This window comes from Mangrovimonas sp. YM274 (genome assembly GCF_030908385.1).
Lineage (GTDB): Bacteria > Bacteroidota > Bacteroidia > Flavobacteriales > Flavobacteriaceae > Mangrovimonas_A.
The window spans coordinates 981694-1003901 of record NZ_CP133091.1 but is presented as its reverse complement, the minus strand read 5'-3'; the positions used below and the strand labels follow the sequence as shown (position 1 = coordinate 1003901).

The 22208-nt window shown below is 37.5% G+C and carries 24 protein-coding genes; 4 read left to right on the top strand and 20 right to left on the bottom strand.

Annotated features, from left to right (window positions below; genetic code table 11):
• Window positions 1–2: 2 nt before the first annotated feature.
• The 7 genes from RBH95_RS04375 to RBH95_RS04345 form a co-directional block, all read right to left on the bottom strand.
• Window positions 3–389 (bottom strand): VOC family protein, encoded by a 387-nt coding sequence (locus RBH95_RS04375; protein WP_307901504.1) that lies wholly within the window; start codon window positions 387–389, stop codon window positions 3–5.
• A 9-nt stretch (window positions 390–398) separates the two neighbouring features.
• On the bottom strand, window positions 399–899 hold the full coding sequence (paaD, locus tag RBH95_RS04370; protein WP_307901503.1) for a 1,2-phenylacetyl-CoA epoxidase subunit PaaD: 501 nt from the start codon (window positions 897–899) through the stop codon (window positions 399–401).
• A 63-nt stretch (window positions 900–962) separates the two neighbouring features.
• Entirely contained in the window at window positions 963–1715 is a 753-nt protein-coding gene (paaC, locus tag RBH95_RS04365; RefSeq protein ID WP_307901502.1) for a 1,2-phenylacetyl-CoA epoxidase subunit PaaC, read from the bottom strand.
• A 121-nt stretch (window positions 1716–1836) separates the two neighbouring features.
• Entirely contained in the window at window positions 1837–2124 is a 288-nt protein-coding gene (gene paaB / locus RBH95_RS04360) for a 1,2-phenylacetyl-CoA epoxidase subunit PaaB (protein ID WP_307901501.1), read from the bottom strand.
• A 10-nt stretch (window positions 2125–2134) separates the two neighbouring features.
• On the bottom strand, window positions 2135–3091 hold the full coding sequence (paaA, locus tag RBH95_RS04355; protein WP_053978438.1) for a 1,2-phenylacetyl-CoA epoxidase subunit PaaA: 957 nt from the start codon (window positions 3089–3091) through the stop codon (window positions 2135–2137).
• 75 nt (window positions 3092–3166) lie between these two features.
• Window positions 3167–4240: a 1,2-phenylacetyl-CoA epoxidase subunit PaaE gene (gene paaE / locus RBH95_RS04350; protein WP_307901500.1), complete on the bottom strand. Its 1074-nt coding sequence runs from the start codon at window positions 4238–4240 to the stop codon at window positions 3167–3169.
• Window positions 4241–4394: 154 nt separating this feature from the next.
• Window positions 4395–4973: a TetR/AcrR family transcriptional regulator gene (locus RBH95_RS04345; RefSeq protein ID WP_307901499.1), complete on the bottom strand. Its 579-nt coding sequence runs from the start codon at window positions 4971–4973 to the stop codon at window positions 4395–4397.
• A gap of 62 nt (window positions 4974–5035) precedes the next feature.
• Between RBH95_RS04345 and RBH95_RS04340 the strand changes: the two genes are divergently transcribed.
• Window positions 5036–5341 carry a rhodanese-like domain-containing protein gene (locus RBH95_RS04340; protein WP_307901498.1) on the top strand — a complete coding sequence of 102 codons (306 nt, stop codon included), beginning with the start codon at window positions 5036–5038 and terminating at the stop codon, window positions 5339–5341.
• Here the strand turns inward: RBH95_RS04340 and RBH95_RS04335 are convergent.
• The 3 genes from RBH95_RS04335 to gldB form a co-directional block, all read right to left on the bottom strand.
• Complete coding sequence (locus RBH95_RS04335) at window positions 5336–5950, bottom strand: DUF4230 domain-containing protein (RefSeq protein ID WP_307901497.1); 615 nt, start codon at window positions 5948–5950, stop codon at window positions 5336–5338. The genes RBH95_RS04340 and RBH95_RS04335 overlap by 6 nt on opposite strands.
• 158 nt (window positions 5951–6108) lie before the next feature.
• On the bottom strand, window positions 6109–6447 hold the full coding sequence (gldC, locus tag RBH95_RS04330; protein WP_307901496.1) for a gliding motility protein GldC: 339 nt from the start codon (window positions 6445–6447) through the stop codon (window positions 6109–6111).
• A complete protein-coding gene (gldB, locus tag RBH95_RS04325; RefSeq protein WP_307901495.1) occupies window positions 6447–7406 on the bottom strand; it encodes a gliding motility lipoprotein GldB in 960 nt (319 codons plus the stop codon). The genes gldC and gldB overlap by 1 nt, the downstream gene beginning before the upstream one ends.
• Before the next feature lie 91 nt (window positions 7407–7497).
• On the opposite strand from gldB, the gene nadE reads away from it, so the two are divergent.
• On the top strand, window positions 7498–8286 hold the full coding sequence (nadE, locus tag RBH95_RS04320) for an NAD(+) synthase (protein ID WP_307901494.1): 789 nt from the start codon (window positions 7498–7500) through the stop codon (window positions 8284–8286).
• Between the two features lie 150 nt (window positions 8287–8436).
• Complete coding sequence (locus RBH95_RS04315) at window positions 8437–9072, top strand: response regulator transcription factor (protein ID WP_307901493.1); 636 nt, start codon at window positions 8437–8439, stop codon at window positions 9070–9072.
• Here RBH95_RS04315 and dnaG read toward each other — a convergent pair.
• The 5 genes from dnaG to RBH95_RS04290 form a co-directional block, all read right to left on the bottom strand.
• Complete coding sequence (dnaG, locus tag RBH95_RS04310) at window positions 9069–11030, bottom strand: DNA primase (RefSeq protein WP_307901492.1); 1962 nt, start codon at window positions 11028–11030, stop codon at window positions 9069–9071. The genes RBH95_RS04315 and dnaG overlap by 4 nt on opposite strands.
• Window positions 11031–11128: 98 nt before the next feature.
• The gene (locus RBH95_RS04305) at window positions 11129–12223 is read right to left on the bottom strand and encodes a hypothetical protein (protein WP_307901491.1); all 1095 of its coding nucleotides are present in this window, start codon (window positions 12221–12223) and stop codon (window positions 11129–11131) included.
• Window positions 12224–12314: 91 nt separating this feature from the next.
• Complete coding sequence (locus RBH95_RS04300; protein WP_307901490.1) at window positions 12315–13115, bottom strand: hypothetical protein; 801 nt, start codon at window positions 13113–13115, stop codon at window positions 12315–12317.
• Window positions 13102–13665 carry an RNA polymerase sigma factor gene (locus RBH95_RS04295; protein ID WP_307901489.1) on the bottom strand — a complete coding sequence of 188 codons (564 nt, stop codon included), beginning with the start codon at window positions 13663–13665 and terminating at the stop codon, window positions 13102–13104. Before RBH95_RS04295 ends, RBH95_RS04300 begins: the two co-directional genes overlap by 14 nt.
• Before the next feature lie 74 nt (window positions 13666–13739).
• A complete protein-coding gene (locus tag RBH95_RS04290) occupies window positions 13740–14717 on the bottom strand; it encodes a polyprenyl synthetase family protein (RefSeq protein ID WP_307901488.1) in 978 nt (325 codons plus the stop codon).
• Window positions 14718–14946: 229 nt separating this feature from the next.
• Between RBH95_RS04290 and RBH95_RS04285 the strand changes: the two genes are divergently transcribed.
• Window positions 14947–16209 (top strand): T9SS type A sorting domain-containing protein, encoded by a 1263-nt coding sequence (locus RBH95_RS04285; protein WP_307901487.1) that lies wholly within the window; start codon window positions 14947–14949, stop codon window positions 16207–16209.
• 44 nt (window positions 16210–16253) lie between these two features.
• Here RBH95_RS04285 and rlmN read toward each other — a convergent pair whose 3' ends face one another.
• The 5 genes from rlmN to RBH95_RS04260 form a co-directional block, all read right to left on the bottom strand.
• A complete protein-coding gene (rlmN, locus tag RBH95_RS04280; RefSeq protein WP_307901486.1) occupies window positions 16254–17294 on the bottom strand; it encodes a 23S rRNA (adenine(2503)-C(2))-methyltransferase RlmN in 1041 nt (346 codons plus the stop codon).
• Between the two features lie 143 nt (window positions 17295–17437).
• Window positions 17438–18487, bottom strand: a complete 1050-nt coding sequence (gene queA, locus RBH95_RS04275; protein ID WP_307901485.1) for a tRNA preQ1(34) S-adenosylmethionine ribosyltransferase-isomerase QueA — start codon at window positions 18485–18487, stop codon at window positions 17438–17440.
• Between the two features lie 70 nt (window positions 18488–18557).
• A complete protein-coding gene (locus tag RBH95_RS04270) occupies window positions 18558–19781 on the bottom strand; it encodes a 3-phosphoshikimate 1-carboxyvinyltransferase (protein ID WP_307901484.1) in 1224 nt (407 codons plus the stop codon).
• Window positions 19782–19814: 33 nt separating this feature from the next.
• Window positions 19815–20141 (bottom strand): nucleotide pyrophosphohydrolase, encoded by a 327-nt coding sequence (locus RBH95_RS04265; RefSeq protein ID WP_053992057.1) that lies wholly within the window; start codon window positions 20139–20141, stop codon window positions 19815–19817.
• Window positions 20141–22174 carry a transglutaminase domain-containing protein gene (locus tag RBH95_RS04260; RefSeq protein ID WP_307901483.1) on the bottom strand — a complete coding sequence of 678 codons (2034 nt, stop codon included), beginning with the start codon at window positions 22172–22174 and terminating at the stop codon, window positions 20141–20143. The genes RBH95_RS04265 and RBH95_RS04260 overlap by 1 nt, the downstream gene beginning before the upstream one ends.
• Between the last annotated feature and the right edge of the window lie 34 nt (window positions 22175–22208).

Sequence of the window (22208 nt, the reverse complement as noted above, 5' to 3'; positions counted from 1 at the left end):
ATCTATTTTGGTAGTTTAAATTCTGGATTATAAATAATTCCAATGATATTTTTCCAAGGATCATACACACTCGCTACGGCTATGTCGCCTCCAACATTATTAGGTTCTTCATGCTTGCTAGCACCCATTTCAATTAAGGAACCATACACCTTTTGAATATCCTCAACACCCCAGTAGGTTTGCACAGTACCATTATCGGTGCCTTGTACCTTTTCTTTGGGATGCAGGCCCAATTCGTAGCCGCCAATATTAAATCCCACATAATAAGGGGTATCGTAATATGGCTGCGCATTGAAGGCCTTGGCATACCATGCCTTGGCTTTTTCAAGGTCTTCCACCATGTATACCACCGTACGAAGACCCAACATTGGTGATTGTTTATTTTCCATTATGTTTTATTATTTCAAGCATTTAAAATAATCGAAAGGTTCATGGCAATCATCACATTGAAACTGGGCCTTACAGGCCGTAGAACCAAATTGGCTTACCAACCGGGTATTGGTTGAACCACATTGAGGACACTTCACAATACGCTTGCCATGAAGAAGCACATCTTTATCGGCTTCAGCTTCCAAAGGAGCTGCAATGCCATACGCTTCCAGCGCCTTTCTTCCTCTAGGAGTGATCCAATCGGTTGTCCAAGCTGGGGCTAGAATCAATTCTATTTCCGATTCATAACCAGCCTTTTTTAATGCAGCTTTGATATCGCCTCCAATGACATCCATGGCAGGGCAACCACTATAGGTAGGGGTGATTTTAACCTTGACAAGGTTATTTTCAATAATGGCAGAACGTACAACTCCCATATCCATAATGGACAATACTGGAATTTCAGGATCTGACACCTGTTCCAGAATTGGGATAAGAATTTTATCTATATGTTGTTGTTGTTCTAACATTTTAAACCTCTCGATTTCTCTCGAAACTACAGTTAATTTTAGATTCCTGCTTTCGCAGGAATTTTACCACTCCATATTTGGGTAGGCGCGTTGCATGTATTGCATATCGGCCAACAAATAACCCATGTGCTCTGTGTGAATTCCTTGTTTTCCTCCTTTTTGAAAATACTTGGATTCTGGAATTTCTATCCTTGCTTCTTCCAACACTTCAGAAACCGTTTTGTAATAAGCTTCCTTAAGTGTCGTCACATCCACTCCAATACCTTCTTCAACCATCGCTTTATCTGTATCCGTTAGATGAAACAACTCATCGGTATAAGTCCAAAGATCGTTGATGGCGGTTTGAATGCGTGTATTGCTTTCTTCGGTTCCATCCCCCAAACGTTTGATCCAATCGGATGAAAACCGTTGGTGATAGCTTACTTCCTTGATGGATTTTGTAGCAATGGCCGACAAGGTTAGATCGCTACTTTTTTGTAATTCGGTTAGGAACAACAAATGATACACATCAAACAAAAATTGACGTGCCATGGTGTATCCAAAATCTGTATTAGGCTGCTCCACCAAGAGTACATTGTAATATTCCCGTTCCTTTCGAAGGAATGCGATACTATCTTCGGAAGCGCCTTCTCCTTTTATTTTTGCGGCATATTGATAATAACTGCGTACTTGCCCCAACAAATCCAAGGACATATTGGTACAGGCAATATCGGTTTCCAAATTTGGCCCGTGTCCGCACAGTTCTCCCAACCTTTGACCCAAAATCAAAGAGTTATCGGCAATGCCTAGTATGTATCTATATAAATTGTCTTTCATATCTCTTTCCCACAAAAGTGGGAATCTGTTTAATTACTTCTCGATACAATTTGTTACTATCGTACAAATTACTCGAAGTGACATTTGTTTTACTTACGAATTTCCCGTTTTCAGGAAACCACTACATATGTTTTACTTCGTCCGGCAAGTCATAAAAGGTAGGATGACGATACACCTTATCCTGGGCCGGCTCAAACATTTCACCACTATGTTCTGGGTTTGAAGCAGTGATATACTTTGATTCTACCACCCAAATGCTCACACCTTCATTTCTTCTCGTGTAGACATCACGTGCATTTTCCAATGCCATCTCGGCATCGGCCGCATGTAAGCTACCAAAATGTCTGTGTTCCAATCCGTTTTTACTTCTTACAAAGACTTCCCAAAGAGGCCAGTTTTTTGTTGACATAATATTATTTTTAAACTGCTTGTTTTTCTTTTCTTTCTTGTTGCTTTTCGGCATGTGCCATAGCTGCATCACGCACCCACTCGCCGCGTTCCCATGCTCCCACACGAGCTTTCATACGTTCCTTGTTCATTGGTCCGTGCCCTTTTACCACTTGCCAAAACTCATCCCAATTAATTTCACCAAAATCATAGCTTCCGCGTTCTTCATTCCACTTTAAATCTGGATCTGGAATGGTTAAACCTAGAATTTCTGCCTGAGGTACCGTTTGGTCAATAAACTGCTGACGCAATTCGTCATTCGTTTTGCGCTTCAACTTCCATTTCATGGATTGTTCGGTGTGGGTTGATTCTGCATCGGTAGGACCAAACATCATCAAACTAGGCCACCACCAACGGTTTAAAGCATCCTGAGCCATTTCTTTTTGTTCCGGAGCTCCTTGACAAAGTTTCAGCATGATTTCATAGCCTTGACGTTGGTGGAAACTTTCTTCCTTACACACTCTCACCATAGCTCTAGCATAAGGTCCAAATGAGGTATTGCACAAGGGCACTTGATTGATAATGGCGGCGCCATCTACCAACCAACCAATGGCTCCCATATCGGCCCAAGTAACAGTTGGATAATTGAATATCGAGGAATATTTAGCCTTACCGGAATGCAACTGCTCATACAATTCGTCACGAGAAATCCCTAAAGTTTCACAGGCTGAATACAAATACAAACCATGACCAGCCTCATCCTGAACCTTGGCCAATAACGCCACTTTTCTTCTTAACGAAGGTGCTCTTGTAATCCAATTTCCTTCTGGCAACATTCCCACAATTTCTGAATGGGCATGTTGCGATATTTGCCTAATATGGGTTTGGCGGTATTTTTCCGGCATCCAATCTTTAGGCTCTATTTTCTCGTCACGTGCAATACGTGCCTCGAATTGTTCTTCTAAATTTTTAATTTGTTCTTCACTCATAATTTATGCCTGCCCAAACAGGTATGTTTAAATTAATTGTTTCAATACTTTAAAGAATTCTCTTCTTCTGAATTCTTACACATCAAAGTCAACCACTACTTTATCTGTCGTTGGTACCGCTTGACAGCTTAACACATAGTTTTGCGCTACCTCTTTGTCTTCCAAAGCATAGTTGATTTTCATTTTAACCGAACCTTCCTTCACCTGACATTTACAAGTAGAGCAAACCCCACCTTTACAAGCGAAAGGCAAATCGGCTCCTGCGGCTAGAGCCCCATCCAAAATGTTGTCGAAATCATCTTCCATAATGAAATGGAATTCCTTTCCACCATCTATAATGGTCACTTCGGTACCATCTACTTTCTCTTCCAAAACTTCGGCGATATGCTTGTTTTCTTCTTCGGAACTTCCAGAGAAAAACAATTCATAATGAATGTTCTCTTTAGGCAATCCTGCCGCCTGAAGCTCGTCTCGAATCAAAAAGATCATGTCTTGAGGCCCACAAATAAAGGCATGTGCCGTATCTGGTATATCAATAAATCTGTTGGTTAAAATCTCTAGTTTTTCGTGGTCAAAACGTCCGTTAAGGAATGGGATATCACGCTGTTCTTTGGTTAAAAAGTAAAACACTTGAAAACGTCCAAAAAACTCATTTTTGAGCTGCTCTATTTCTTCCTTAAAGATAATGGATTTCACGGTGCGATTCAAGTAAAACAACTTGAATGTACTCTGTGGCTCTTTGTGCAAATGGGTCTTGATAATGGATAGCATTGGGGTAATCCCACTACCGGCAGCAAAGGCAATGTAGTTGTTAGCACTTTCTGCTTCGCACTCCACAAAGAATTCCCCATGCGGCGGCATCACTTCTAACTCATCTCCAGCCTGTAATTCATTAAAAGCATAATTGGAAAACAGCCCTCCTCTAATGGTTTTAATGGCCACCTTCCACTCATTGTCCAACGGACTGGAGCAAAGCGAATAATTTCTTCGCACATCCTGCCCATTTATTTCTTTGCGCAAGGTTAAATGTTGCCCTTGCTTAAACTTGAAAACGTCTTTTAAATCTTCAGGAATATCAAAGGACACCACTACTGTATCCTTGGTTTCCCTGTATATATCTGAAACTTTTATTCGATAAAACTCTGCCATATTTTGTTACATGCATTTTAACTAACACTTGTTAGTTTGATAGCAAATTTACAAAATATTTCGAGATACAAATGTTAATTTCGAAAGCTTAACGCTTCTTATTTATTGATATCGAAATTTAGTTGCTAAAAAATTGCGTTCAACTGCAATAAATTCAAGGTTGCACAATGCCATGGATTAGGACATTACTTAAATTTTCGGAAAGCTCTTCAGGGTTCAAATCTTCTTTCTTTGGAATCCACAAATACAGAGAGCGCAAGGTAGATAGCATGGAAAACAGCATGACATCGACATTAGAATCCTCGATTTCGCCTGCTTCGATACCCTTTATTAGAATATCTCGAAACTCCTCTTCGTAATCTGTGCGCAAGGTTAAATAATACTCCAGCTTTTCCTCTAGATGCATCCAATCATTATTTAAAGAAGCCATGCCGGAGGTATTCTTGGAAGTGATATCCACATGCAACGTTACTATTTTGCGAAGTTTCTCAATATTGGAAATATCGGCCGATTTAATCTCCTGCATTCCTGCCGTAAATGTTTCTGCCAACGAAATAATGATATCCTTAAGAATTTCCTGCTTGGAACTAATATGATTATACAAGCTTGCCGCCTTGATTCCCATCGTGGCAGCCAAATCACGCATACTTACGGCACTATAGCCCTTTTCTTTAAAAAGTCTAGCGGCAGTTTTAATAATTTCATCTTTTCGGGTACTGGCAGTAGTATTCAATATTTCAAGTTTTTACCACTCGTTGAATGGTTGTTAATTTCGTAAATTTAAAGAAAAAAGCCATGGGACTATTATCATTTCTTTTCGGGTCCAACTCGTACAAAATAAAAAAATATATCAAAAGAGGAGCAATTATTATAGATGTAAGGACCAAAGATGAATACAAATCTGGTGCTATTGAAGGCTCTAAACACATACCTCTTGATGATTTGCGCAACCATGTTGACGACCTTAAGGAACTGGACAAACCTATTGTTGTTTGTTGTGCTAGTGGCGTAAGATCTGCCAAAGCTGCCAAATACCTCAATTTAAATAATATTGATGCTATAAACGGTGGTGGATGGAAAAGTTTAAAAAGTCATTTATAGTTGTAAATTCTGCAACTCTTCCAACACATAGATAGGTGTTTCATTATACTCTAACGTCCATCCCAATGAATTGGTCAGGATATAAAATTTGGACAGTTCGCTAAGTAATCTATCCTTAGCATTAACCTTCATTTGGGAAGCTTCCAACTTTTTTGCCAAAGAGGCCTTTACTTTTTGATTGATGATGTTATAGTCTTTGGCTTCGAATGGGTTGAAGAAATCCGATTGCACATCGTAGTATTCCAAATCTGGGCTTATCTTAATTTCTTCTTTAGGGATGCTTTTTATTCTCAGGATTTTGTTCACATTATCCACTTCATATTCAATTTTGCTCAAATCGTAGGAAATGGTCACATCTGCATTCACCACCACCAAAGCCTTTTTATCTGAAGTAAAGTAGGAACCGAAAAGCTCCTTGGAATTTTTATAGTTAAATACCTCACTAAAATGACCTTCGGTAACCACCAATTTTCCAACATTGCGAATCTGCTCCTGAATTAATGCAGAACTTTCCAAAAGCACTGCTTCGTCTTTCTTTTGCTCTGTACAATATTTGAAGCCCAAAAGTACTGCCAAAGTGATTAAAATGCCTAAAAGGATATTTCGCATAAGGCTAATTTAAACAAAAAAAACATTAGTTGCTTTCTCCCGTGAAAGCCTAACTAATGTTTTTAAATAATTGATTAATAGCCCTGTAAAAATAGGAATAACCCTATCTAGATAAGTTATCTAAAGGTTACCTAATTATTAAACTAAAAATCAATTGGTTATTTCTTTTTCAACTCCAATTTCTCCGCAAAATAATCACAGAAATCCTTCATAGTTGCCGTCATTTTTTCATCTTGGGTAGCACGATTAAACGTATCACTCATGGCCACCAAGGTTTGATGGAAAAACTTTTTCATTTCATCAACAGGCATGTCTTTGGTCCATAAATCGATACGCAAGGTTTCCTGTGCTTTACTATCCCAAACCGACAACAACATGGCCTTGGCCTCTTCATTTTCAATACCGCCATCCTTAGCCGTCCAACTCAAAGTTTCCGGAATACGGTTTTCGTCCAATTCTACATTAAGTGTGATTGTTGATTTTATATTATCTGCCATTATTTACGTGGTTTATATTTTGAATTATTAAAAATTTCGATGGCTTCCATTTGAAGCATATCCCTAAAATCTGTCTCATTATGCTCCATGTAAGAACGTACAATTTGCCAGCCAATAAATTGCCCCAATCGCCCAGGGGATTCCCTATCCAATTCCAGATAAAATTTTGAAAAAGGTGCCGGTGCAATAAATCTCCCACTCAAGGCTGCATCTGTACTATATAGCATTTCCTTGTCGATAAAATACCTCCAGATATAGCTCTCGTTATTTTGAGCCCAAGTTAACTGTTCTGGCAAATAGCCCATTTTTTCTGCATCTGTCTTAAAGGGAATCATAAGGTCCTTAAAATACAATAGCTTACCATAATACACCATTTCATCCAGCAAGGTTTTTCGTTGCAGTTGAAAGCTATATTTCTCGGCATAACTATTGGCCAAATCTGGTACAATTTGAGATTTAGTCATGTTTTGGGCAATGTACTTTTGGATTCCAGCATAAAACTCATGATCTGCTCCCAAATAAGTATCAAGCGCTATCAATGCTATGGTATCGGTTACTATGGTTTTGTTACGATAATCAACATCATTGGTTAAGGTTATTACCCTAGGCGCACTAAACGTTTTATCGTAATATTTTAAGTGCTGGAACAGTTTTTCGATATCCAATTCCACATCGTCAAAATCGTGAAACTCCTCATTCACTTCTTCAAATAACTGCCGCTGCAAAGAATCCTGCATACGGTTAATCCACACAGAATCGCTAATTCTCTTTGAAAACAAAAACGGATATTGCGCTTTTAATTTGGGTAAATCCACCGGACTGGCTTTTGCAAAAGCTTCATCAAAACGCTCTATTGAAAATGGAATATCAATTTTTGCTATTTCCTGCTCTGTTTTTGAAGTTTCATCGCATGATAACACCGTGATTAGAACAGTGAAAAGTAAAATTATTTTCTTCATAAAACTTAAACTGTGTTTATTTTTATTCCTAACCCGTTTAGTTTATTTTTGTTTGCAAAGGTACTATTCTTAGATTTAAATCGTAACTAAAATGCAAACAGAAAAAATTGTTGACCACATTGTAAATTGGCTAAAAGATTACGCAACCAACGCAAAAGTAAATGGCTTTGTTATAGGGGTTTCTGGAGGAATTGACTCCGCCGTAACCTCTACCCTATGTGCCATGACAGGCCTAGACCTACTTTGCCTGGAAATGCCAATCCACCAAGCCCCTTCACAGGTAAGCCGTGCCTTGAACCATATAAAATGGATGCAATCCAAATTTGATAAAGTAAGCATGACGCAAGTAAATTTAACTCCTGTTTTTGACAGTCTGGTAGCGGCCTTGCCTCCTGTAGACAATGAGGCCGATCGTTTTATGTCATTGGCCAATACTAGAGCTAGGTTAAGAATGACGTCGCTGTATTATTTTGCCGCTCTTGACAAACTGCTCGTAGCTGGAACCGGCAACAAAGTGGAAGACTTTGGTGTTGGCTTTTATACCAAATATGGAGATGGAGGTGTTGATTTAAGCCCTATTGCCGATTTATTGAAAACCGAAGTCTACGAAATAGCCAAATATTTAGGTGTTAATCAAGAAATTATTGACGCTGCTCCAACAGATGGCTTATGGGGAGATGATCGCACAGACGAAGACCAAATCGGTGCTTCTTACCCTGAATTGGAATGGGCCATGGCGATGAAAGAAGAAGGAAAAACTGCCAATGATTTTGAAGGACGCGAAAAGGAAGTTTTTGAAATATTTATGCGCTTCAATAAAGCTAACCAACACAAGATGAACCCTATACCTGTTTGCACAATTCCGGATAGTTTAAGATAATTCTTATTAATTTTTAACCAGAAATCATTAAACCTGTTATTTTTTTCATTACATTTACAAAAAGAACTACCCCATATACCTCTTAATCTGGTCTTGAGTTTCAACTCTGGTTAATAGCATTTTTAACTTAATTACTAATTTTTTCCTATTATGATTAAAGTATTAGTCGTTGACAACCATCCGATTGTTAGAACAGGGTTAGAGCTGCTATTTGAATCTAACCCAGAAATTCAGGTTATAGGCAGTGTAGGTAGTGGTATTGAAATTTTTGAATTCATCCGGCGAAATGCTGTAGATGTTGTAGTATCTGAAATTGATTTACCAGAATTGAATGGAATCACTGCTTTGAGAGCCATAAAGAAAGAACATCAAAATTTAAAGGTTCTCTTTTTTAGCCATCATCCCGAGGAAATCTACGCCATCAGCGTTTTAAAGGCGGGAGCTTCTGGCTACCTTTCTAAAACCGAAGACACCGACACAATCAAAGAGGCCATTTTAAAGGTGTACAATGGCGGCATTTACCTTAGCAGTAATATGTCCAAACATCTTAACTATAACGACACTAAAAAGTCTCCTAGTAAGATGTACAAGCGCCTTTCTACCCGAGAGGTTGAAGTTTTAAAACTATTGTCTTCCGGTAAAAAGAATAAAGAAATTGCACAAGAGTTGGATATTAACGAAAAAACCGTGAGTACCTATAAAGCAAGGTTATTCAAAAAATTACATGTTACCAATCTTGTAGATTTAATCCATCAGGCAAAGCACTTGGAATTAACCAACGGTTAACCAACCACTTTTCCAAGTTTTCTAGATAACAACATTTTCAAACCGAGGTAGTCCTTGACATCCTCTATTATAGCCATTCTATCGACATCTTCACGCAAGGTGTCGTTTTTGTATTCCGCCACTTTTTTATCAATCAAAAAGCAACGCAAACTTAAAATGGTTTGGTTTACCAACTGCGCTATAGATTCGTTCTTTTGTTTGGGAACAATCAAATTACGTTCCCAATCATGCAAACTGTAACGCTCATCTTCCATCAGGATACTGGTTACTTCACTTGCCATTTCCTGATCCAATCTATTTACAAATTCTCTGGTAGAAAATGGTTTATCATTATGAAGTTCCTCCATAATAGAATTGTAAATATTATGAAAAGTTGGATTGGCAAACTGCATTTCGTCCTCTTGTAAATCAAGGAAAATTTTATCGAATACTTTAGTCGTATTGATAACTGGCTCCAATTTTAAATCGCCCGTTTTTTCGTCTTCTTTAAGAACCAAATCATCAAAATCTTCAGTTTCACTTCCATATAGGAGTAAAATTTCAATGATTTTTCGCTCCAATTCGTACTGCAAATCAATTTTCTGTTTGGGCTCTTCCTTCTTCACCACTTCAAAGGCCTTGTGTTCCGGCCGTCCACCTTTGCTAGCCTCCTGAAGCTCCTTTTTACCCATTTGCGCCAAGGTAGTAAAAAGCACTTCTTCGCTAATATCCATAATACGAGAGCACTCCTGGATATACACCTCCCGCTTTATGTTATCGGGAATCTTCGCGATACTATTGACAATATCCCTAATAGTTTCTGCCTTTTTAATGGGGTCATTATTGGCATCCTCAACCAACACAGAAGCCTTAAACTGGATAAAATCCTTTGCATTGGTATCTAGATATTCTTTAAGTTCCTCTAATGTATTTTGTCTTGCAAAGCTATCCGGATCCTCTCCTTCAGGAAACGTACACACCCTAACGTTCATCCCTTGCTCTAAGATTAAGTCAATTCCTCGAAGGGAAGCTCTCATACCTGCCGCATCCCCATCAAAAAGTACAGTAATATTTTTTGATAGCCGATTAATGAGTCTAATTTGCTCTGCCGTTAATGCCGTCCCAGAGGATGCCACCACATTTTTAATACCTCTTTGGTGAAATTGAATAACATCAGTATATCCCTCAACCAAATAGCAATTATCTTCCTTTGCAATGCTTTGCTTGGCGTGGTAAATACCATAAAGCACCTTACTTTTATGGTAGACCTCACTCTCAGGGGAATTTAAGTATTTGGCTGCTTTTTTATCGGTCACCAAAATCCTTCCTCCAAAACCCAAAACACGGCCACTCATACTTTGTATTGGGAACATCACACGACCTTTAAAACGATCGAAACGCTTGTCTTCCTTTACAATGGTCAACCCCGTTTTCTCCAAATAATCGAGCTGATAGCCTTTTTTCAAAGCCTCATCAGTAAAGGCCTGCCACTCATCTGGGGAATATCCCAACTGAAAGGTCTTGATGGTTTCATTGGTAAACCCACGCTCCTTAAAATAGCTTAAACCAATGGCTTGACCTTTATCGCTTTTAAAAAGAATTTTCTGAAAATAATCCTTAGCAAACTCATTAACCAAATACAAACTTTCGCGCTCGTTGGCTTCCTGCTTTTGTTCATTTGTTTGCTCGGTTTCTTCAATTTCAATATTGTATTTTTTCGCCAAATATTTTATGGCTTCAGGATAGGTAAAATGCTCGTGTTCCATTAAAAAGGTTACGGCATTACCTCCTTTTCCACTGGAAAAATCCTTCCAAATTTGCTTTACGGGAGAGACCATAAAACTGGGGGAGCGTTCATCACTGAACGGACTTAACCCTTTAAAATTGGTACCAGATTTTTTTAATTGCACAAAATCTCCAATAACCTCCTCTACCCGAGCAGTTTCAAAGACATGTTCTATAGTGGATTTTGAAATCAAATGAATGCGTTTTTGAAAAGGTAAATTTAGGACATTATTACAAACAAAAAAAGCTCAGATCAAAGCATGACCGAAGCTTTCAATTATGTCGATTTCTTTTAATCCATATCAAACCTAATACCCAAGGAAATGTTGTTTTGATCTACTGGTTGATCTTTAAAAATTGGTGATAAATCATACTTAGCATACAACCCAATACTACCAAAAGACAGGTAACCACTCAGCCCATAGACCAACTCATTAACGTTATACCCTTTATATTTATCTTTTTCTCGGTCCCCATCAACTCTGTATTTTACTTTTTGTTTAGACTCCAAATTAAAACCTGCATAGCCTCCAATTCCAATTTTGAACTTTTTATAAGTAGAGTATCTAAAATAGGTATCTCTTTCAATTTTTTTGGATGGCCCAAATTCAAAATGAACAGGAAACACCAAATTGGTCACTCTGAATTTTGATTTTCTAACATCTTCAGGAAACTCAGTTAACTCCACTACATCATTAGTTTCAGTAAAGTACATATTGTCTTTAATGTCTAATTTATTCCACTGGAATGAAAACCCGTATTTAAGCCTAACGGCATTAGAGTTTTCAAAGACTCTAGTTTTCCAGGCATAACCCAATTCAACAAAACCAGAACCTCCAAACTTATATGGAGAATCTCCGAACGATTCGCCTTCAATGATAGCGTTGTTAAACCCAATGGCAAATACTAAATCACTAGTGGTACGTTTATCATAAACAGTAGGCTTTAATTTATAATCTGCCCTTTCTCCAATATAAATCACACCTCTGTCATATTCGTCTGCATCTGCTCCTTTTCCGATTTCCATCACAAAAGTAGTTGCCTTATCTTCTGAAGACCACAATTCCTCATTTCGCTCTAAAAGCGCAATTTTATTGTCAATGATTGCTAATCGATTTTCAATATTTAAAGCATGCTTTTGCGCTGCTTCCTTCTTGAGTTGATTAGCTTCTTCCTGTGTAATTTCGCCGTTATCAAGACGCTGATTAATTCGTTCGACTTCGGCTTTCAAAAGTTCCTTTTCCTGGTTTTCAATTTCTGTTTTTTCTTTTTTTAGAGCTTCTATTTTAACGCTATTATCAGCTTTTGGAATGGTATCCTGTGCATAAACGTTGCTTAAACTTAGACATAGGATTAGTAGCACTACATGTTTTGTAATGGTATTCATAACTGTTTGTTTTTTAATTGATGTTTAATTTATGTAATCTCCATATACTTGGCCCGAGTATATTTCAATTTGAATTTCCTCACGGGACTATTTACTGATTACGTTGGGTGACTGCAGTTTTCACGGTAACGTAACTTTCTTTTAAGGCTTTAAAAACTTTATCTCTAAAGGAGTGTTCTAAATCCATTTCCACACTCTCCAAGAGCGCATTGGCATCCACCGTTCTTGTGGATTCATTATATATTTTTTTTTGTTGAATTTCCAATTCCGCAAGTTGTAACAAGGAGTCGATTTCTCGATCGGTTACCTCTGTATTTTGGGCTGCCAGTTCGGTAATTTGAGTCACGACATCCTGAACCTTTACATCCAGTGGTTCTAAATTTTCAGAAAATTCTTTATGGTCTTCCACTGCCACATGTTGTTCTATAGCCGATTCGTTTAAAGGTAAGGAATTTTCCAATTTATTCTTTTCGGAAGGAAGCTCACTTTTAGTAACCTTTGCTACAGTTTCCGATTTTGATATTTCAGATTTAATCAAATCTCTATTAACTTCTTCTTCATTATTAACAGATACACTTTCCTTAACTTTTGGTACTGTTACTGCAACCTTTGTTTCTACTTTTTCCTTCGGCGTAATTTCTTCTTCAACATCAACAATTGTTGGTGCATCCATATTTATCGCATCCCTTTTAAAGAATAGGCTGCCTACCAAAAGGATCCCAACGAAACTGGCAGCAATGCCCATCCACCAAAATCTTTTATTTCTGTGTTTATGTTTAACTGATTCTGCATCCAAACGGCTGGACAACTTGTCCCAAGACGCTTGCGACGGCTGGATGGCACGTTTCTCCAAGGTCTCCTTTATGTCATTTTCAAACTTAATTGGCGCCATAACTTGTGTTATTTAATCTGTTCAATTTTTCCTGAAGCATCTGTCTCGCCTTAAACAACTGCGATTTTGATGTGCCCTCAGAAATCTCTAATTCCTTAGCTATTTCGTTGTGCTTGTACCCTTCAATAGCATACATTACAAAGACCATTCTATATCCTTCTGGAAGTTCATCAATGAGCTGCTGAATGTCATTTACTTCAAGTCCTGAAGTTGTATTGTACACATGTTCCTGAGGAATGCTTTGTTCCTCTGTAGGAAATTCCAAGGATTTTCGTTTTCTAAGAAAAGAAATGGCTTCCCTCACCATGATCCTCCGAAGCCACCCTTCAAAACTTCCTTCATTTTTAAAGGATTTAATGTTGGTAAAAGCTTTAAAAAACCCATTCAACATCACTTCTTCCGCATCCTGCACATCCTTGATGTAATACCGGCATACACTCAACATCTTTGGCGCATGAATTTCATAAAGCACATGTTGCGCCTCGCGATTGTCCTTCGCAGCTTTGGAGATAAGCTCTTTGGTATTTTTATGCAGTTGAATGACTTTCAAAATCTACAAGATGTTGGTCTTTATATACAAAGACGCAATTATTGAACCAATGGTTGCCTGTAGGTTGAAAAAAATTATTTTTTTCTGTCAATTACATAGTTCACCATAAGCTTCAGTGAACTTTTGAATTCAGATTCAGGATAAGTTTCCAACAAAGTAAGTGCTTCTTTTTGAAACTCTTTCATTTTCGCGATGGCATAATCCAGACCGCCATTATCTTTAACAAAAGTAATGACTTCCTTAACCCGCTTTTTGTCCTTATTGTGATTTTTTATGGAATTGATCAACCACTTTTTGTCCTTCTTATCACATTTATTAAGTACATGAATCAACGGAAGGGTCATTTTTTGCTCTTTGATATCGATACCAGTAGGTTTCCCGATGGCATCTTCTCCATAATCAAACAAATCGTCCTTAATTTGGAACGCCATCCCAATCAGCTCTCCAAATTTACGCATAGTTTCCACTTCTGGAGAATTTGGCTTTACCGAAGCAGCTCCCAAACTACAGCACGCTGCTATTAAGGTTGCCGTTTTCTGACGAATGATTTCATAATACACAGCTTCGGTGATGTCCAGTCGGCGGGCCTTTTCGATTTGCAACAACTCTCCTTCACTCATCTCCCTAACAGCTACGGAAATGATTTTCAACAAATCGAAATCATTATTATCAATGGAAAGCAACAAACCTTTAGATAGCAGAAAATCCCCAATCAACACAGCAATCTTGTTTTTCCAAAGGGCATTGACGGAGAAAAAGCCTCGACGCCTGTTACTATCATCCACCACATCATCATGCACCAAAGTTGCGGTATGAATCAACTCAATAACCGAAGCTCCGCGATACGTGCGCTCACTAATCTCTCCATTGTTGACCATTTTTGCTACCAAAAACACGAACATGGGACGCATTTGCTTCCCTTTTCTGTTAACAATATAAGTAGTAATTCTATTGAGCAAGGCTACTTTTGAAGACATGGACAATTGAAACTTTTGTTCAAAAAGGTCCATTTCGTAAGCGATGGGCTGCTTTATTTGCTCTACTATTTTCAACAGAAAAATTTAGTCATTTAGGTAATGACAAACCTACTAAAAAAAGTTAAGTCATATTTATCTCATAGCAAAATATCTAGACAACACAATGAGTTCTCAAACCAAGACTACATCATAAAAATTTGAAATTCAACATATTAAATACAAACCAAATAGGATTTATCAAAAAAAATAGATAGTTTTATAAAGCTTTACACAGCTATAAATCAACAACTTAAACTCAATCATTATGAAAAAAATTACACTTTTATGTATTTCCCTTTTGATTTATCACTTGGGAAATTCACAAAACACTTGTGCTTCTGCAGGAACAGCTGTTACAGGCCTAAATAGCGTTGCTGCTGTGGATGGATCTGAAGTTCCTGCAATTATATGTGCTGTCAATGGCACAGGTGCTACTTCTGGCGAATGGTATACTTATACAGCTACCACATACGGCACCGTAACAATTACAACTGATTTACCCCAAAATGATGGTGATACAAATAGTGACGACACACGAGTTCACATCTATATTGGGGGTTGCGAATCATTAACCTGTTATGCTGCAAATGATGACATTAGTAGTAGCAACTATCTATCTGAAGTAACCTTCCCGGTAATTTCAGGTGAAACCTATTACATTGCTTGGGACGACCGTTGGAGTGCCCTTGGTTTTGACTTTGAGTTAACACAAAACTCGTATAGCTGCAACTTTGGAAATTCCCTACCCTATACACTCGACTTAACCACAGACACAGAATTCTCTAATTGCTTTTACAAATTGGATGATAACGCCGACGCCCTTGGATGGACTTACAATAGTGCTAACGATCTTGACGGTGACGGAACCGACGATCCTTTTTTGAATATTTTTCCTCCGGATGTAAATTATGTAAAAGATGACTGGTTAATTTCACCTGCCATTACAGGAGTTGCCAATACAGAATATACTTTTACGATAGTTTATAATGCAGTAGATTTTAACGGCACAGCAAATGAAACACTAGAAGCCGTTGCCTTAAGTGATGTGTCCCCTAACAACCCAATATCTACCTTGGGAAATATCACCGGTGTCACTCAAAGCGGTGAATTAGGAGACTCCTCGGGCAATGATCTAATTACACAAGCCTACACGAGCACCCTTACCTATACACCGGACACAGATGGTGATTTCTATCTCGGGCTTCATGCCACTACAGGTTCAGCTGACAGTGATATTTTAATAGTGCTTGAAATAACATTGGAATCGGCAATTTTAGGAGTAGAGGATATAGCACAAACTAGCTTTTCTTATTCCTACAATAAGCATACGCAATCTGTAATACTGGAATCTTCATCGGAAGCCTTTGAAAATATAGAGTTCTATAATCTCTTTGGTCAGAAAGTATTAAATCAACCTCTAGATCAAGTAAGCGAAACGGTTGAAATTTCTTCCCTGTCCGAAGGGCTTTATTTGGCAAAAATTCAGATGAATAGTAAAACTCAAACCGTTAGAATTTTAAAATATTAAGTTTAACGCTAAGCTTTTCCTTTCAAGCTGAAGGGAAGCTTAGTTTAACTTTTATTTGCCAATTGTCCACAGGCCGCGTCAATATCTTTACCTCTTGAACGTCTAACTGTAACCGTAATATGATTAGCCTCCAATAGGGACACATACATATCAATTGCTTTAGGATTGGCCTGTTGGAACTCTCCATCATCAATAGGGTTATACTCAATTAAATTTACCTTACTTGGCGCAAACTTGCAGAACTGCACCAAAGCCTCTGCATCCTTTTTGGAATCATTTATCCCTTGCCACACCACATATTCATAAGTAATTCTGTTTTTGGTTTTAGCATACCAATATTCAAGTGCTTCACGAAGATCCCTCAAAGGAAAAGTAGCGTTAAAAGGCATTATAGAAGTACGTACTTCATCAATGGCGGAGTGCAGCGATACGGCCAATTTAAATTTCACTCCATCATCAGCCATTTTTTTGATCATTTTAGGCACTCCCGATGTAGAAACGGTAATCCGTTTTGGGGACATTCCCAATCCTTCTGGAGACGTGATTTTATCAATTGCCTTAAGCACGTTATTGTAATTCATGAGTGGTTCTCCCATCCCCATAAACACAATATTACTCAAAGGTCTGTCAAAATAAAGTTTGCTTTCATTGTCGATAGCCACCACCTGATCGAAAATTTCATCTGGATTTAAGTTACGCATACGCTTTAATCTAGCCGTAGCACAAAACCTACAATCCAAACTACACCCTACCTGCGAAGACACGCAAGCCGTGGTTCTGGTTGCTGTTGGAATCAATACCGACTCTACTACCAAACTGTCATGCAATCTTACCGCATTTTTAATGGTGCCATCCGAACTACGCTGCATTTGGTCCACCTTCACATGATTGATCACAAAATTTTCATGAAGCATAGATCGGGTATCCTTGGAAATATTGGTCATATCCTCAAATGTATGAGCACCTTTATTCCATAGCCATTCATACACTTGGTTTCCCCTAAATGCCTTATCACCTTGCTCCACAAAAAAATCTCGCAATTGTTCTTTGGTGAGTGCTCGTATGTCTTTCTTTTTTACTTCCATAGATGCTGCAAAAATAGTGAAAGGAATATCGATTTACGATTTTTCGATTTAGAATTATAGAATTCTTAGGATTTCATAAAAAACAAGGCCTTGTAAATCTACAAGGCCTTGTTAAGATAATAATATTTAGATGTGCTTTTTGATTACAAAATCAACATAGCATCTCCATAAGTATAAAACTTGTATTCTTCTTTTACTGCTTCTTCGTAAGCCTTTTTGATGAAATCATGACCAGCAAACGCAGACACCATCATTAACAACGTAGATTTTGGCGTGTGGAAGTTAGTAATCATACAGTTGGCAATACTAAAATCGTAAGGAGGGAAAATGAACTTATTGGTCCACCCTGCAAACTCGTTTAACGTTCCATTGGAAGACACTGAACTTTCAATAGCTCTCATGGAAGTAGTCCCTACGGCACACACGCGTCTTTTATCATGAATTCCCTTGTTAATGATATCAACCGCCGCTTTATCAATTATTACCTCTTCACTATCCATTTTGTGCTTAGATAAATCCTCCACCTCAACAGGGTTAAAAGTTCCCAAACCGACATGAAGTGTAATTTCTGGCAATTCTATACCTTTAATTTCCAAACGCTTCAACAGGTGCTTAGAGAAGTGTAGTCCTGCCGTTGGAGCTGCTACAGCACCTTCATTTTTTGCAAAAATGGTTTGGTAACGCTCTTCATCTTCAGGCTCCACGTCTCTCTTTATGTATTTAGGAAGTGGTGTCTCTCCTAATTCAGTAAGCTTACTTCTAAATTCGGCATATGATCCATCATAAAGGAAACGCAAAGTTCTCCCTCTTGAAGTGGTGTTGTCAATAACCTCTGCTACCAACGTTTCGTCATCACCAAAATACAGCTTGTTACCAATTCTTATTTTTCTTGCAGGATCTACCAAAACATCCCAAAGACGTTGCTCTTCATTCAATTCCCTTAAAAGGAATACTTCAATTCTTGCTCCTGTTTTTTCTTTATTTCCATACAATCTTGCAGGGAACACTTTGGTATTGTTAAGGATCATCACATCTCCTTCATCGAAGTAATCAATAACATCCTTAAACAATTTGTGCTCGATGGTTTGCTCTTTTCTGTTCAAAACCATCAATCGCGCTTCGTCTCTAATGTCCGAAGGACGATCTGCCAATAATTCGTCTGGAAGTTTAAAGTTAAAATTTGATAATTTCATTTGTTATATTTTATGGGAAGTGGCAAATATACAATCTCAAGATAGGGGTTGTCAAGTAAATCGCAGATTATTATTGGTTTATTTGAAATCCAATAGCCGCCAAGTCCTCCCAAAACGTTGGAAAGGATTTTGAAACCACCATAGCATCTTCAACCTGCAACTCTGTTTTTAGAGCTAAAGGCGCAAAGGCCATAGCCATTCTATGATCATTATAAGTAGCCACTGCAGGATTTGATTTTAAATTTGAAACTGGAAACAATTTTAAAGAATCATTAGTGATTTCCACCTCTGCCCCAAATTTCTCCATTTCATTTTTTAATGCCACCAACCTATCGGTTTCCTTAATTTTCAAGGTGTGAAGTCCCGTTAGCTCACACCCAATTCCCAAACCTAGACAGGTAACGGCAATAGTTTGTGCAATATCGGGTGCATTGACTAAATTGAATTGTTTTAGTTCAAGATTCTGAGATTCTTTTCTTAGAATAATCTCGTTTTCTTCATAGGTCGTAGTTACTCCAAATTGCGAATAAATCTCAGCAAGAACAGAATCCCCTTGTAGCGAATGTTCTTTGTAAGAAGACAATTTAATTTCTGTACCAAGGGCACTCAAGGCCACTATGCTATAGAAATAAGATGCCGAAGACCAATCGGATTCCACAGTCAAGTTTGTTGTATTTAAAGGGGATGTTTTTGGAGCGACTGTAATAAGGTTGCCTTCAAATTTGGTGTCTACACCAATTTGATTTAGTAAGTCCAAGGTCATTTTTATGTAAGGTACCGAAGTAATGGTTCCTTCCAAAGTTAACTCCAAACCATTTTCCAATTTTGGAGCTATAAGTAACAAGGCTGAAATATATTGACTACTTACATTAGCCTTTAAACTCACTTTGGATTTGGTTAGCTTTTGGCCTTTGATTTTTAAAGGAGGGCAACCTTCTGTTTCCAAATAAGTAATATCAGCACCTAAGGTATTCAAAGCATCCACCAACACTTGAATGGGACGTTCCTTCATTCTTGCTGAACCCGTTAACACCACTTCACTGCTTTCTTTAGTCGCGAAATAGGCCGTAAGAAAGCGCATGGCAGTACCAGCATGATGGATATCAATAATTTTGGAATGAGATTCCAAAGCTTTTTGCATCACCTTGGAATCATCAGATTCCGATAAATTTTCTATTGATATTTCAGGAAATAAGGCTTGCAATAATAGCAGCCTATTGGATTCGCTCTTAGACCCTGTAATGGTAACACTCGACGTTTGATCAACAACCGATTTACGGAGTTGGATATTCATAGCAATGATTTGTAAATTACTTATTTGAGCAATTTACTTTAATTTTTCATTATTATGGTGCCTATCGTGGTCGCGTTTGGTTTTTTTGTCCATTTTTTTATCGAATGCCGCCTGCAAATCAATACCCGTTTGATTGGCTAAACACAGCACCACGAACACCACATCGGCCAACTCTTCACCCAAATCTTTGTCCTTGTCACTTTCCTTTTCACTCTGCTCCCCATAGCGTCTAGCAATAATCCGAGCCACTTCTCCAACTTCCTCGGTAAGCTGCGCCATATTGGTTAGCTCATTAAAATACCTTACCCCGTGCTCTTGGATCCAATTATCAACTGCCTTTTGGGCATTTTCGATGTTCATTATATTATTTTTTTTAGTACAATCTTTTCATTATGCTTCTCTACATAAGACCTAAAAAAGTTCTTGAAATATTCATAATCTTCTGGAAGCACTAAAGTAGTATTTAAATCAAAATTTACAAGTATCTGAAGATAATTCCCCATACGATTTATTGCATATACAAATTTTGCCTCCCCATTATTAAACTCACTTCCTCCATTTTCTGGCATTGATTCAAGTTCATAGTCTTCAGGAAGTAATATGGTGATCATATATTTACTTCTTATTGGGAAATCCAAAGTAATTGGATAGGTTCTCTCTTCTTGCTTAAAGATATTTTCCGATTCTGCAAAAAATAACAAAGGATTAAGTAATAACGTTTCTCCTATCACCTCAATTCCTCCCTGCATTTGATAATCATAAGAGATTTGAAATGGTTTATCTGTATTTGAGAGATCTCTAAACTCTATATTTTCAATGATAACATCCCCTTTATCTCTTTCAAAATCCTTCAGCAACTCATCATCTTTTGCATCAATATATCTATCCCGATAATTCATAGCCATGTAATTGGTAAGAATCTGTCTTACTTCACCGGATATACTTAAATCTGATTGTATTTGAACTTTCACTGAAGTAGTCTCTTCCGACATTACTTTGCTTTTTAGTTGCACCCAATTAGAACTTCCATTTTCCCGGATTACTCTCCCTTGCCAATGCAAAGCTCTAGATGGCAAAACATTAATAGCTCCATTAGCACTTGTAGCATCCATCAAAACCCTTCCTTCATCATTTTCAACCACACAAATAACATAGTTAAACCCTTGGCGCGTTGGAAATAATGGGATACCATTGTTTTTAGTGCTTACCAATACTGGATTAGCCTCAATACCCATTTCCTGTAGCATGGCCACCAAAATTAAATTAATATCTGCAACATTACCTACTCCTTCTTTATAGGCTTTCCTAACGCCTTTTTCTGCGGCAACACCATAATTGCCATTCCATTTCACTTTGGACTTAACGTAATTATGGATGAGATTGATTTTTTTAAATTCGCTTGCTCCTTCTTCAACCAAATTGGCTATATCTTCTTTAAAATAGCCACTTTTATTTAATTGCCCACCAAACTTATCAAGGTCATAAATATTTTTAGTTACATCTTCCCATGTAGAAGCAAAATATTCTATTGGTTCTCCCGGATATTCAATACTCTTTAGCTCCAAAATTAATTTTGCTCTATAATTGTTAATATTATCAAGCATAGGCTCCTCTTTTAAGGCAGGAATATTTACCTCACTTGCCATTATCACATTATTGATATAATCTACTTTTGAGTAATGATAGTTGGTAAAAGCAGGTGCCTTATTCCACTTTCTATTTGTATCATCCTTGGTATTAAGATTTAGCATGCCATTTGAGGTTGAATACTCTAACTCAGGAACGTATTTTGACTTGGGATTAAAAAGTTTATTATAATTAAAATACTGAGGAGTACTTACCTTTAAATCATATTTTAATATTGGAATAGTATATTGAAATTGAATATCGTCAATTTGTATATAAGGTGATCTTATTTTATAGGTATATTCAATTACACTGCCTTCCTTAACATTGGGCATTGTAAAAGACTCATATTTCCAATATTCATTGACCAATTCTTGAAATACTCCTTCTTTTTTCAACTTGTCCTTAACCAACTTACCATCAACCACATTAAATGTATATCCCTTTAAAGACGTTAAAACCTCACTGTTTTCAATTGATCTATTATATAATCTTACTCTTTTTGTGGCCCAATCATACCCTAACTTATTGTAAATCTTAATACGTTCGTGTACTTCCCTTATTTGAACAAAACCTTCTTCTTGTTGATAAGCGAACCAAATTTTTTCATTTTTATACAGAACCGCAGCATTTACAGAAGAGTCTTTATGGCAGATCTTTTCTTCAACTTGTTGTTTCGAAACCTTTCCAAAATCATAATTCTGCTCTTGCCCTATCGAAACATGACTGACAATAAATATTATAAAAATTGTAACAATAGTTTTCATTCTACTTATCCGATACAACTAATTATTATCAATT